Below are 12,993 nucleotides of genomic sequence, written 5' to 3'. Positions count from 1 at the left end.
ACAGTCCAGCGCCTGCTTCCGGGCGTTCTTAAACACGCTTCAACTACCAATCGAAAAGCGAGGGATGAAACGTTGAAGAAGAAACTTTACCGGTTCTCATGCCTAGTCCTCTGCCTGCTCATAACCATGAGCGTCATGGCATCCCCAGGGCAGCTTCCTGTTATATCTGCACAATCTGTTGCAGAATTCGATCTTGCGGCAGAATCTGTTGCCTCAGCTTCCGATCCCCTACCGGAGCCAGAAGGTCCGGATGTTCTATTCTTCTCCGATAACTTCGATTCAGAGCGATACGGCACCGCCGGAGGAGTCGTCGTTCCCCTGCCCTGGGTTCAAACCGGGGAAGGCGGAAGCAAAGCCAAGACCTCCGTATCCGGCAGCGCGCCGTCCACGCCGAACCTCATGAAAATCGACGTGACCGATTCCGTCTATCTGCCCGTCAATACGACGGGTTACGGCAACATCAAGCTGAGTTATTATACGAGAGCCTCTTCTTATGTCAGCGGAAGCATCGTGGCAGAGTGGTCCGGCGACGAAGGCGCGACCTGGAGCCTGCTGGAGGATTTCAAGCTGGCCCCGGGAACTCCTGAAGCGCCGCGCAGCGAATCCAACACGTTAAAAACCTGGACGCTGCCGCCGGAAGCGAACAGCAATCCGAACGTGCGAATCCAGTTCCGGGTAGGTGATCCGATGAACGCCAATATGTATATCGACAGCGTCTCGCTGTCCGGTCAGGCCATCCCGGGCATTCCGCCTGCGATCGATCCCGTGCCTGAACCCCCGCCGGCCGAAACCGGCCCATACCCTGCTCCGGAAGGCGTAACCCTCTATGAGGACGTTTTGATCGGCAAAGCCGGCGACCGGGACCTCTATACGTCCATCGCCGTTCCGAGCACTCCCCCGGCCGAGCCCATGCCGGTCATGATCTACATTCACGGCGGAGGCTGGAACAAGGGCGACCGCAAAAACGCATTGGGCAGCATCTGCAACTATGTCCTTAAACGTGGGTATATCGGCGTTTCCTTAAGCTACCGTCTAACTCCCGAAGCGCCTTACCCGGCCCAAATTCAAGACGTGAAGCTGGCCATCCGTTATTTGCGGGCCCACGCCGAGCAATACCACATCGATCCGAGCCGAATCGGCGTCTGGGGCACTTCGGCGGGAGGGCATCTCGCTTCCCTGCTCGGAACGACGGGAGACCTGACCTTGGAGGATACGGTTACGCTGGATACCGGGGATTCGGTGCAGCTTCCCGATATCGAAGGCGCCGGCGGCTGGCCGGAATACTCCACCAAGGTGCAGGCCGTGGTGGACTGGTACGGACCTGCCGATTTCACGACCGATTTTGCCGACCGGTACAGTTCGGTCACGAAGCTGCTCGGCGGGCATAACGCCCTGTCCGTCCCGATTGAAGCACGGCTTGCCATGCCCGGAACGTACGCCACTCCCGATGATCCGCCGTTCTGGATTCGGCATGGAGACGCGGACGCCACCATCCCTTATACCGACAGCGTCACCTTCGCCAATCAATTGACGGCAGCCGGCGTTCCTGTGGTCGATTTCGAAATCGTTCCCGGCCAAGGCCACGGCTTTACCGGAGAAGCCAAAACAACCGCGGATGCGGAAGCTTGGGCCTTCATGGAGCAGCACGTGAAGAATCTGGAGGTCACGACGCCGATTCTCTACAAAGACGGCTACACGCCTCCTGATCCGACGGATCCGACCGATCCCACCGATCCGACCGATCCTTCAACGGGCATTCCCGTTGAGGTCGGCCGTTTGGAGCCCTCGGACGATGCCTTGATCGACAGCTCCAAACCGGACGCCAATATCAATTCCGCTACAGGCACAAGCGTCGGTTTGTTTAGCGTTTCATCCGGTACAACCAACAAAAGGTATGTCTATTTCAAATTCGATGCTTCCACTCTGAGCGATCCCGATTACCGGTACGAATTCCAGGTCGCCGCGAAAAAAGGCACCAGCAACACGGATCTTGAGCTCTCCCTCTACGGGATCGAGGATACAGCCTGGAGCGAAAGCCAACTGACTTGGAACAATGCACCCGTGAACGTTCTCGATCCAAATGCTTATATCGGATCGTTTACCGTACAGGCCGAGAATGGCGGCCGGCCGGAGGTATACAGCGTCGATGTGACGGACTATGTCCGCAGTCACCTAACAGATGGCAGCGTATCGTTTCTCCTGGCGGATGCGGCCCATTCCGGTGTCAGCGTCAATATCTATACCAAGGAAGCCAACGGCTCCAGCAATCCGAGACCTGCCATGGTCGTGAGCGAATGGGTGGATTCCAGTCAGGATACAACGCCGCCGTCCTGGCCGGACGGAAGCCGCCTGTCCATCGGCAGCATTGGCGAAGATTATGTGCTTTTGTCATGGCCGACGGCGGAAGACAACAAGATCGTCGCGAAGTACAACGTTTATCAAAACGGCGTCAAAGTCATGGAGCTGGGCTCCGACATCACCCGCCATGAAGCGGAGGGACTATCACCGCACACGGAGTACAGCTATAAGGTCGAGGCCGTGGATGCGGCCGGAAACGTCAGTCCGGTTCCGCTGACGCTCCAGGTTACGACGCTTAGCGCTCCCTTAGCCCCTTGGCCTGTGGCCTCGGTCACGGCAAGCGGCAGCGACGGCAACATCGAGGATAATACCCTGGACCAGAATCTATACACCCGCTGGTCTGCCGCCGGCGACGGTCCGTGGATCATGTACGATCTCGGCGAGGCCCGGGACATCGGTTATCTGGGTATCGCCTTCTATAAAGGGGACGCTCGCGCTACGGAGATCGATATCGAAGCCTCCGATGACGGCGTGACCTGGTCTTCCCTCTTCAACGGTTCGAGCAGCGGAACCACCACCGCAATGCAGGCTTTTGACGTTCCAGATACGAACGCCCGCTACGTGAGGCTGACCGGGCGCGGAAATTCGGACGGCAGTGCCTATACGAGCCTAACGGAAGTTCATATCTATCCGCCCTTCGCTAACGGGGATATGCCCGTGGCGATCATTCCGGATTTTGTGCCGCAGCCGCCGGAGGGTACCGTTCCTTTTACCGCCCCAGGCATGAAGAATGCGGACGGCAGCGACCATCCGGTGCATCAGGCTTTTGCTGCTACCGGAAGGACGCTGAACGTGGTCGATTACGGGGCTGATCCTGCAGACAATGCAACGGACGATCGACCGGCGATCCAACGAGCGATGGATGAAGCGCTCCCGGGCGACGAGGTGTTTTTCCCGAATGGGGTTTACAACTTAAACAGCACGCCCGATGGACTGACCAATCTGATGCTGAAATCCGAGGTCAATTTACGCGGGGAAAGCCAGAACGGCGCGATTCTAAAGACCTCGCTGAACAAGGTCCGCAACAGCACGATGCTGAGATCCGCCAAACAGCATGACCTGACCATCTCCAACCTGACGCTGACATCTGCCTGGGATGGCCAGTACACGACGGATCACAGAATCAACAACCCGGATGCCGGAGGCCCCGACATGATGATCATTGCCGCCAATTATGGCGAGGCGCCATCGTACAACATCACGATCGACGGCGTGACGATCGAGAAATTCAGCCGCATGGGCGTCCGCATCGAGAACAGCCATGACATCGTCGTCCGCAACACGACGTTCCGAAATGCCACGGACCTCGGTCCGGGCGGTGCCGGGTACGGCGTATCCATTCAGGGCGTGCCGAAGGTCGACCGCAACGGGTTTGCCAACGATACCAGGTGGAATCTGGTCGAGAATTCCTCCTTCGAGGGGCCTTACCTGAGACACGGCGCACTCATTCAATATGTGGCCCATAACAATGTGATCCGGCACAGCGAATTCCAACAGGTCCGGCTGGATGCGATTGATCTGCACGGGGAGCTGGAGTATTTTAACGAGATCCACGATAACCTGATCACCGACATGCCGTATGGCGGCGGCATCGGCATCGGGAATACCGGGGGGACCGCCCCGACCAATCACAGCAAATCCGGCCCGCAAAACTATATCCACGACAACACGATCCGCAATGCCCGGGAAGGCATCGTCGTATCGATGGGCTCGCCGGATACCATCATCGAGAACAACCGCATCGAGAATACCGTCGATATTCCTAACGCGGCAGGCATCAATATTTTGAACGGGCCGGGCACGATCATCAAAGGCAACACGATCCGTCAGAACACCGCCGAGCATTATTGGGGCATCCTGCTCGAGCACGACAACGGGGACACCAACGCGGGCGGCATCGGAGCCGGAGACCCGGAGAACGTGCAGATTCTGGACAACGTCATCACCGGCAACAGCAACGGAATTCAGCTCCAGGCAGGCAAGCATATTAAGTTAGGCGGCAATACGCTGGACAATATCGGCGAGAACTTCACGGCGGCACCTGACGTCACGTATACCGATCTCACCGTGGGCCTGGAGTACAGCACGACGGCCCCAACGAATGGGGACGTTGTAGCAGCCTTGGTGTCGGAGAGTCCGATTACCGTTACGAATAACGGCGGATCTCCAACTTACAGGTTTACGGAGAACGGTTCGTTTACCTTCGAATATGCGGATGAGGACGGCAACGAAGGCACCCTAACGGCAAGCGTGTCGAACATCGATAAAATCGCCCCGGTTCTTACGGTTACGCTCTCGCCTTCCGTATTGAAGGCGCCGAATCGCAAAATGGTCGATATTCGCGCCAGCCTCGAATCCAGCGATGAAGGCTCTGGCGTTGCGTCCATCGTGCTAACCTCCATCACCATCGAGAGTGCAGGCGGCAAGGGGCAGAACGGAGATATCCAGGAGATTTCGATTGAGAAAGGTAAGGACGCGAGTAACAGCGAAAGCAAAGGCAAGGGAGGTGATCAAGGACCGGATGTTCAGGATGCCGAATTCGGTACCCATGACACTCATTTCCGGCTGCGCGCGGAGAAATCGGCACGCGGTCAAAGCCGAATCTACACGGTGACCTATACCGTTACGGATCATGCGGGGAATCAAGCAAATGCGGTGGGGACGGTGAGGGTGAAGTGAGGTAAGGTATAATGCGTGAAAAACGTAATGGGGAGGCACGTTAATCTGCCTTTTACGTTGAGAAATTAGTTGGTTTCCCAGTTGGTTAAACATATTGACTGATAAATATTACATTATGGCAACCCGGAGTAGAAAAATCATCGAAAGCTGCATCGCTGCTTTATTTTAGTCGCCGCTAGGCGACTTTTCTTTTTTCAGGCTATTCCTGCTTGGTTAAACATATAGACCGATAAATATTACATATAAGCGGTAATTTATACCGCGCCTACCGCCAATGCGCCAGCTCCTTCTACAACGGGGCAATAATCCAGCGAATATGCCGGGCGGGGATCGTATTCTGCACAAAAGTCAGAAGTCCCAGCGTGACGGAATCACCGAAGCGGTCCTTCTGACCGTCGGCGTAGACATAATTTCCGTTCACACCGCTAGTCAAGGGAATGGTACGGATATACAATGCCTTTGATTCCATGTAAGCATGAATATCCCCATCGAATTCCTCTACACCCGGATAAGCCTTTTCCCCTTCTACATGCGTTAACAGATACTTTGCCATCATGATTGTTCTCCTTCTGGTTTATATAATCAGGGATTTTCCCTGTAAAACCCGTGCCAAATAAAAAGGCCGCCTATTGGCGACCAAGCGGTTTCTTATTTTGTTTTCCTTATACTTCAAGTTCAAGTTGTATCCAAAGTCATTCAAAAGAATAAACCCCTGCCATGTTAATTAGATGAACCGTCTCTTAAAGAAAACTCAGCTTTCACTTACTCTCTTTATGGATAATCCCCAGACGATAAAGCACGGTCATGATCCGGTAAAAATCGAAGCTGCCCTCAGGGTCATGAAGTACTCCTGCCTGTTTTGCAGCTTGTACCGCCGGTTCCGCCCAAGACGGAACCTTCGCAGGCTTCTCCGTCTCCGCCGCCTTAAGCCTGGCATTCATCTGCTTGATGGCATGGTCCTGCTCGGTTAGCAGTTTCATTGCCGAAGCATACTGCTCGTTAAGCTGCCGAACTTGGTCCTGCGTTTTTTGCAGTTCTGCCGTTAATTGTTCGATTTTCATGCGTTCCTCCTCCTCCGGACTAGGCACATCATATTGATGGAGCGAATGCTGCTCTATGATGGAAATGAGCTTTTTGGGATAATTGGGGTCTGTGGCATAGCCACCTCTCCAAATCTCCGTTGCCGCCGTTTTATAATTCGCCCATAACACGCCATGGTAGCGCTGCGGCTTGTCACGCGTACCGTTCAGGATCAGCCGGGTATGATCGGCAACCGATTCATGCCAATGGTTGTATTTTCGAAATGAAGCTTGGGTCGTATAGGGCGTCTGTCCCCGATATTCCGTTGTCTGCATGGTCACGCTGCCCGCTGGGCCGGTTCCTTTAATGCCGAACAGATTGTTCGCCTTTTGCGTCAGGCCGCTCGTTCCCCAGTTGGATTCCAGGATTGCCTGGGCAAGCGTAAGCGAAGCGGGTACCCCGTACTGACGCATGTCCTGAGCAGCTATGGGTGCCAGCTTGGCTATAAATTCAGAGGGCTTCATCCTTTTTCTCCTCCTTTCGTGCGGTTGGCTTATCCCCTTCTTCGGATTTGATCTGGAATACCTGTACCACATTACGCAGGGACTGGGGGATCGGTACCCCCATTCTTCCTACGTTCTCAATAATAGACAGCAGCTCATTCGCGAGATAGAAGAAGATCACCGTATTCTGAAAATAATTCATCTCCCCCAGCACCCGGTCCACCAGATGCATCAGGGCGATGATGAGAAAAATGGTCATTTTGCGTGCAATTCCAGTATAACCCATACGGCTGCGCAGCTCGCCGTTCATCCAGGCCGCGCCCCACCCGGTCAACCAATCGATCACCACGAACCACAACAACAGATGCAGCGGCAGCGACCATCCGCCCCAGACGTACCCGGTCACGGCCCCCGTCCCCGCCACCAGCATCTTAAAAAACTGACCGATGTGCTCATACATAATTCTTCCTCCTTTGATATGGTTTTGAAGGTGTGAAAAAGCCCTCGGGGGAGCCAAGGGCTTGGGTTGAAGTTATTCATAGTTGTTTTATCAGAAATACACGGATACACCTTTTAAGTAGTACATCACTTCGCATGCGGATCATGCTTCCGATCGCTGTTGCCCCCAGATTTTCTATAACTTTATGGATAGGGTTAAAATCCGTGGACAAAGGCGACCGCTCCGCTTCTCCAGCATGATTCCGCCTTCTCCGTTGAAGCCCTTCATGTTAGGCCTTTCAAAGCAGCGTTTAATATGCCTCGCCAGTGATGACTTCATATTCATCCGAGGTGATTACGCCAAACGAAACATACTGTCTCAATTGAGACTTCTGCGCCCACTTTTTTTCATAGTAATACTTCAATCGTTCAAAATCGTTCTCGAACATCGTCTCCCGCTCCTTTCGATCAGCTATTTTCAAACGACAGCAGCCGCAATTCAAGTCCCACGATTTGGGCCCCCTGCGCCTCGTTCTGCTGACGCAGCTCCAAGGCCTCCAGTTCCCGGGTTACCATCTCGCTACCTAAGCGATCCATTTCATTAGGCTCTACTGGTTGAGGTCTGGTTAGCTCCTCGATTTCTTCCGGGGTTAGGCCTTCTACCCAAAATATCGGCTGAGCCGGAGACTCCAGCACCGGCATGTCGCCGCGCTGCTCATCCGGGAGTGCCTGCCACTTAGACAAGGCTTGTTGAAATGAATCTTGTGCTGCGCTTACGGCAGACTCGTATGCATTCCATGCTTCGAGGTCAAAGCGCGGGCGGAACAAGCCGGGGGTTACCGGGATGCCGATGATGTAGCCGGAGATATTGGATTCTGGTTCGTTGGGTGACTCATTTTTTGGTTCTGTTGTTTCGTTTAGAATGTTTGGTATTGGTTCCATGTCGGAATAAAAAGGGACGACACCAGAAAAGGTATCGTCCACTAAGGTGTCCTCTAAATAGAGACCGTTTGTATTTACTTTAGGTACGGCTTTCATGTGGTGCCTCCTTTATTGTTCGGCTAGGAATGAAATCCCGTCCAAGCTAACCCACGAATCAGTATTCCAAGAAGCAGCGTAGTTGAAATAGACACCGCCTCCTGGAAAGATGTCTAAACGAGCAGAGCTACCCGTACTTGCTTGTTGTGCGAAAACTATAGTAGCTGCAGGTCTATAGCCCTCAGCCAGTTTAAACATCTCTGTATTTATAGCTCCGGTTTTGACAAGCCCTGTCAAATGCACAATTCCAGATGAATCCTTATAATACCGAACATGATGATAGCCGCTTAGATATTCTACCCACCCATTCAAAAGTGTCGGTTTAATTTGAACGACAGGCACATTCTTTTCCACCTTCTTATTCATCAGCACCGTTACAGCGTTCGAATTCTGCTGCACGGCGTCGGTCAACTCTTGAAGCATGGCCTTTTCGTTGATAGCGTACGATCCACTGAATGGGACTATTGGCGACTTGTCCAGCATCAGGTACGTGACGGAGTAGGCTGCGGACGGGTCAAAGTTCTCAATCTTACACTGTGCAAAGTAATCACCGTTCGCGACTACGCTAGTATCTGCTTGAATAGACCAACTGTAATCTAACATAACGTTTTTATATATACCTACGAATTGCTTTAATGGTGATTTCAACCAAGTAACCAAGCTTGTAAACTTGTAGTTTATAGTCACTAGACCCGGCGTATACGTCGACCCGTTAGGTTTCACGCTCTCCCGAACAACAATCCCCTTTCCAACCTCGATCTGGTTATCGCCTTCATTAAACGTCAGCATCCCCTCGGAGACGATAGACTCGACCGTTGGCGTTGTGAGTTGGTATATGAGTTGGTAAGGAGAGAACCTCTTTCCATCAGGGGGCGGTGCTGTGGGCAATACGTTTGTATTCGTGTCGTATGAGGTTCTATCCCCAAATACTTGATACAGTGATACCCACCCTTTGGTGCCTGTACCATTATAGACGTTATCACGGGAAACACTATCATTCATCTTCCAGCCCATAAAATACGCCTTAATCTCGTCGATTGTTGGCGTGTAGTTGTCGCCCCAACCACTGTCAGCGTTGGAAACAGAAATATAAAATCTTCCATCTATTGCTGTTTCCATCGTATCCGGGCCATTTGCTGCCCAAGCTCCACCATAAGTTGCTGTTTTTAATACTTTTCCATCATGCTTTACCGCTACTCCAGAATAATTAATCCATCTCGGAAGCGGATGCGGGTATTGGTCAGTCTGAAGGACTTTAAATCCTGCAAAATGTGCTGCGATGCCCAACGTTATTGATCCATCCAATGAAACCTTCTTCCATTTCGCCAACTTGAAATACTGCCCGTCCTTTTCAAAAACTTCGTCAGCATTCGCACCTGTCTGCGGATCGGCGAATAAGTCCGTTTGCAGCGCGAGCATGGAGTCTTCGCGTGGTTTAAACGGTTTGGTGGTGGGGCCAGCGGATAACATTACATTCGCAAACTCGTAGTTACCAGCCCCCGTTGTGGTACATACAACCTGAGCGTAAACTGCATTGGCAGGGGAATGAATCTTCCTAGGACTTCCCCCGGTATATATTTCGCCTTCCCACGAAATGAAAGTAGTACCCGTAGCGTCGACCCAACCAACAGTTATATAACCACCCGTTGTCGACGTACCTCCGGTAACAACTCCGGAAAGCACATAATCAGTATTCGGCATAACTGGGATGTTTATATAAGTGTTCTGTGTAGTTGCTGTGCTTGCTAGGGAAAGAGTATACGGGCCGCTGGCCTTTGCTTGTGCGTGAATATTCCATTCATAAAATGATGGCAACAAATTCTCCCCGTACCGGATCGCATACGGATTACGTACAGGCTGTACGCTATTGACATACGTATACTTTGCCGCCAGCTCGTCATCTGTCAATCCGAGATCCTGTGTCGCCACAACATATAGGGCAGCTTGTGAGTATACAGCTACCGTATCCTTAGCAGCTGCAGCGCTGGTATGCTGTGCCACAAGTATAAAACCAGTTGTCCCCCAGTTATCGACGAGTTGCTGCGTAACCGTAAAGCTCTTATAAAGTGCGTACGGTTTATCCACCGTTGGGGAACTTAAGATGATTTCCCCGTGTCTTGTGCCTATTGGCGTACTGATGTATAAGTAAGCTCTCAGGCTTTCACAGGCGCTTTTCGTCTTTGCAATAGCCCGAATAAACAGCTTGTCGCCTACTTTGGGAACTGAAGCCGCTTTTAAGTTTCTGCTGATTTGCGGGTTTGTGGTTTCACCCGATCCGATAACAGTAATCTCGTTATTGAAGACTGTAGGCGCTCCCTTGACTGAATAAGCCGTCCACGGATTAACATATTCAAAAACACCATCACGTCCGAGCAGGTTAACCAACGTCCGCCCCTTAATCCCACTTAACTTAAAAGGCGCGCTCCGCTCCGCCTTCACGATCTGAAGCCCCGGCTGCAGCACGACTTCCCTGCGTTCTTCTGTGTCCAGGCGCTTTTCCAAAGCGTCGATGGACTCGCTGGTTTCACCTGCGAACCGATCCACGGCATCCGCGTTTTGATCAATATACTTCTCCAGATCGAAATACGTCGTGGACGGCGAGGTTCGATCGATTTTGTTCAACCCGATATTCGGTGTAACCGGATTCGTCATTTAGGCTCCTCCTCCCAACAATCTGTCTTGTGTCGTTGCTGATATTTCCTCAAACGTCATGCCCTCCACCTCGGCGATAGTGAGATAACGCAGGGCGTAATCGACCGCCATATGGGCGGGTTTGATCTCCTCAATGGCCGATTTCAAGTCACTTAAATTGGGCGGAATGCCCAGCGTATCTCGAAAATGAATCGTCACTTTATACTCCGCCGGCTGGACGGATACCTCGATGCTGCCCCGCTCATAGGCTTGCGCCACATTTTTGAGCATGCTGGCAGACACCTTCCCGCTCCCACGCATCTTCGAGATAATCACCGACCGCCGCTGTTCAATCGGCTTGGATAAGTTGACCGGGATGTTCAGGTCCTGCTCATACCTGGATAGCGCCCAGGTGGCGGTTTCGGGATAATACTGGTCCAACTGATCCTCCAGTTCTTGCGCCAGCTTGTCCAACTCAGCCCCTTCGGCTCCGGCAATGGCTTTCATTTCCCGGACATCATGGTAAAAGGACGGCAAGTAACCCAGCCAGGCTTCGGCTTTACTCATCGGACCGTCACCGTCCCCAGGACAGCTACCGCCTCCGGTTCGATCGGAATGCTGTCCGTTCTTCCGTTCACGGTCAATACCTCGTAGTCGATGACAGACGGAATATCCAAAATCACGTTGGCGATTCGGTTATACCGGACCAACGGGTCGGACATGGCGAGGTCTTTCAGATACTGGCGTACGCCTTGTTCAATCGCTTCCTGCACACCATCCAAGCCAGCCCCATCGAGCAGCGTAACCTGCACTTCGATATGGACTGGCACTTCAGCAGCTCCCACAACGGTGACCACCGAACCGACGGGAGCCGCCCCTTCTCCCATGCCATCCATGGTCGGATCGATATGCTGCTGCACCGATTCCACTACGGAAGGCGTAGGCGAACGCATCTCGTTATCCAGCAGCACCACTTTGACGGTGCCGGGTCCATCCCATAACGGAAAAGCCTTGGCCTTGCCGACCCCGGCTTTCTCCCTCGCCCATAACTCATACTGATTCCGGTTCGCGCTGGTCACGGGCCGGGAGATTTTTTCGCGGTATCGGTCATATAACGCTTCATCCGATTCGGTGTCTTCGCCAGGTACCCAGAGCTCCACCAGCTCGGCCTTTACCAAGCCTTCTACGTATTCCAGCGGAAGCAGCGAACCGAATCGACGGTTGCCTTCCTTCCCGCTTGTCTCGCATTCCAGCACGTACTGCCCTGCACCCAGCCGGGTCATAACTTTGTAATTCAGTGGATCCAATGAAAAACGGCTCCCTGTAGCCACATCCACCGGGGCGCCGTTACTGCCCGAAAATTGCCCCAGCAGCTGTGCTTTTGTAGCCTGCTTTCGGGTCAGTCCCGACCAGGCAATGCTCCGATCCAAAAATTCGCCCGATGCCGTAGCGGCAAATTTCAGGTTCATGGAATACTCCAATTCCACGTACATCTGGGCAAGCTCAGCCGCAGAAGGCGCCAACGCATCGTAGATGATGCTGCCCTCTCTTTTGTCCATGCCATCCGGGATGCGATCCAGCATCCGCTCCAGAATGGCTTCATACGTCTGTTTCTCAACCATCCTCCCTCACCTCCTTGGTCATACTGTAAGTGCCATACACACTTCGGACCGTAAACTCTGCCATGGCCAACTCGCCAGTAAACGTAATATTCATGTCATCCACCGACAACACGCGATCATCCTGCAGCAGCGCTTCCTTGATGTGCCGTTCGATTTCAGCATTGGCCCACAGCGGGTCAAGGCCAATGACGGAGTCCAACTCCTGCCCATAATTGCTGCTGTAGATCAAATGTTCAAAACGGCGCGTCTGAAGGATTTTGACGACTGCCTGTTTCACGGCCTCAAGACCGTCAATGTGACCAGATATCGTACCTTCCTCCAGGTTCAAGTTATACGTTAGGCTGGGCTGCTCCAGTGTTTCCATGATCTCGCTACCCGGTTGCAGCGTTCCTCCCTGCGGAATCATGACGGCTTCACCAACCGATCCAGCACGAGATACGTTTGCCCGCCCTGGTAACGAATGAGCAGCACCGTGTCTCCCGTTTCCAGCCCTTTTCGAATCACATATTCCGCGCCGCCAATGTTCAGCTTGTACTCGGTCATCGACTCTCCGATAACTAAAAAATCCTCCGTCAGGCTGAAACGCTGATCCACGTTCACCTCCAGAGGATGGATTGATGTGACTGTGCCATACAGCACCGCCATCGGGTTTGTGCTTCCCACGGCGCTAAGACTGGCTTTTTTGATAATATCCAGCATCCCTG

11 protein-coding genes are annotated in these 12,993 nt (G+C 52.9%); 1 reads left to right on the top strand and 10 read right to left on the bottom strand.

Annotated features, from left to right (window positions below):
* Window positions 1-72: 72 nt before the first annotated feature.
* Window positions 73-5,037: a CBM96 family carbohydrate-binding protein gene (locus tag RB298_RS24385; protein ID WP_486048970.1), complete on the top strand. Its 4,965-nt coding sequence runs from the start codon at window positions 73-75 to the stop codon at window positions 5,035-5,037.
* A gap of 289 nt (window positions 5,038-5,326) precedes the next feature.
* Here RB298_RS24385 and RB298_RS24380 read toward each other — a convergent pair whose 3' ends face one another.
* The 10 genes from RB298_RS24380 to RB298_RS24335 form a co-directional block, all read right to left on the bottom strand.
* On the bottom strand, window positions 5,327-5,593 hold the full coding sequence (locus RB298_RS24380; RefSeq protein ID WP_015737345.1) for a hypothetical protein: 267 nt from the start codon (window positions 5,591-5,593) through the stop codon (window positions 5,327-5,329).
* 202 nt (window positions 5,594-5,795) lie between these two features.
* Complete coding sequence (locus tag RB298_RS24375) at window positions 5,796-6,581, bottom strand: glycoside hydrolase family 73 protein (RefSeq protein ID WP_213579726.1); 786 nt, start codon at window positions 6,579-6,581, stop codon at window positions 5,796-5,798.
* Window positions 6,568-7,020: a phage holin family protein gene (locus RB298_RS24370; RefSeq protein WP_096776578.1), complete on the bottom strand. Its 453-nt coding sequence runs from the start codon at window positions 7,018-7,020 to the stop codon at window positions 6,568-6,570. The genes RB298_RS24375 and RB298_RS24370 overlap by 14 nt, the downstream gene beginning before the upstream one ends.
* A 289-nt stretch (window positions 7,021-7,309) precedes the next feature.
* Entirely contained in the window at window positions 7,310-7,447 is a 138-nt protein-coding gene (locus RB298_RS24365) for an XkdX family protein (RefSeq protein WP_096776579.1), read from the bottom strand.
* Window positions 7,448-7,466: 19 nt separating this feature from the next.
* On the bottom strand, window positions 7,467-8,036 hold the full coding sequence (locus RB298_RS24360) for a hypothetical protein (RefSeq protein ID WP_486048967.1): 570 nt from the start codon (window positions 8,034-8,036) through the stop codon (window positions 7,467-7,469).
* Window positions 8,037-8,048: 12 nt separating this feature from the next.
* Window positions 8,049-10,688 (bottom strand): hypothetical protein, encoded by a 2,640-nt coding sequence (locus tag RB298_RS24355; RefSeq protein WP_486048965.1) that lies wholly within the window; start codon window positions 10,686-10,688, stop codon window positions 8,049-8,051.
* The gene (locus RB298_RS24350; RefSeq protein WP_096776582.1) at window positions 10,689-11,234 is read right to left on the bottom strand and encodes a YmfQ family protein; all 546 of its coding nucleotides are present in this window, start codon (window positions 11,232-11,234) and stop codon (window positions 10,689-10,691) included.
* Window positions 11,231-12,289 (bottom strand): baseplate J/gp47 family protein, encoded by a 1,059-nt coding sequence (locus RB298_RS24345; RefSeq protein WP_486048963.1) that lies wholly within the window; start codon window positions 12,287-12,289, stop codon window positions 11,231-11,233. The genes RB298_RS24350 and RB298_RS24345 overlap by 4 nt, the downstream gene beginning before the upstream one ends.
* Complete coding sequence (locus tag RB298_RS24340; protein WP_486048961.1) at window positions 12,282-12,695, bottom strand: DUF2634 domain-containing protein; 414 nt, start codon at window positions 12,693-12,695, stop codon at window positions 12,282-12,284. The genes RB298_RS24345 and RB298_RS24340 overlap by 8 nt, the downstream gene beginning before the upstream one ends.
* Complete coding sequence (locus RB298_RS24335; RefSeq protein ID WP_009594605.1) at window positions 12,692-12,988, bottom strand: DUF2577 domain-containing protein; 297 nt, start codon at window positions 12,986-12,988, stop codon at window positions 12,692-12,694. Before RB298_RS24335 ends, RB298_RS24340 begins: the two co-directional genes overlap by 4 nt.
* Window positions 12,989-12,993: the final 5 nt, after the last annotated feature.

Origin of the sequence: Priestia sp. BR_2 (assembly GCF_041954005.1) — a bacterium.
GTDB classification, from domain to species: Bacteria; Bacillota; Bacilli; order Paenibacillales; family Paenibacillaceae; genus Paenibacillus_AQ; species Paenibacillus_AQ lautus_A.
Note: the sequence above shows the minus strand (reverse complement) of the source record. Positions and strands in the feature narration are given on the sequence as shown.

Bases quoted from the DNA above. Each gene is read 5' to 3' on its own strand.
- RB298_RS24345 (WP_486048963.1), bottom strand. From the start codon at position 12,289: ATGGTTGAGAAACAGACGTATGAAGCCATTCTGGAGCGGATGCTGGAT.
- RB298_RS24375 (WP_213579726.1), bottom strand. From the start codon at position 6,581: ATGAAGCCCTCTGAATTTATAGCCAAGCTGGCACCCATAGCTGCTCAG.
- RB298_RS24350 (WP_096776582.1), bottom strand. From the start codon at position 11,234: ATGAGTAAAGCCGAAGCCTGGCTGGGTTACTTGCCGTCCTTTTACCAT.
- RB298_RS24335 (WP_009594605.1), bottom strand. From the start codon at position 12,988: ATGCTGGATATTATCAAAAAAGCCAGTCTTAGCGCCGTGGGAAGCACA.
- RB298_RS24355 (WP_486048965.1), bottom strand. From the start codon at position 10,688: ATGACGAATCCGGTTACACCGAATATCGGGTTGAACAAAATCGATCGA.
- RB298_RS24340 (WP_486048961.1), bottom strand. From the start codon at position 12,695: ATGATTCCGCAGGGAGGAACGCTGCAACCGGGTAGCGAGATCATGGAA.
- RB298_RS24370 (WP_096776578.1), bottom strand. From the start codon at position 7,020: ATGTATGAGCACATCGGTCAGTTTTTTAAGATGCTGGTGGCGGGGACG.
- RB298_RS24380 (WP_015737345.1), bottom strand. From the start codon at position 5,593: ATGATGGCAAAGTATCTGTTAACGCATGTAGAAGGGGAAAAGGCTTAT.
- RB298_RS24365 (WP_096776579.1), bottom strand. From the start codon at position 7,447: ATGTTCGAGAACGATTTTGAACGATTGAAGTATTACTATGAAAAAAAG.
- RB298_RS24360 (WP_486048967.1), bottom strand. From the start codon at position 8,036: ATGAAAGCCGTACCTAAAGTAAATACAAACGGTCTCTATTTAGAGGAC.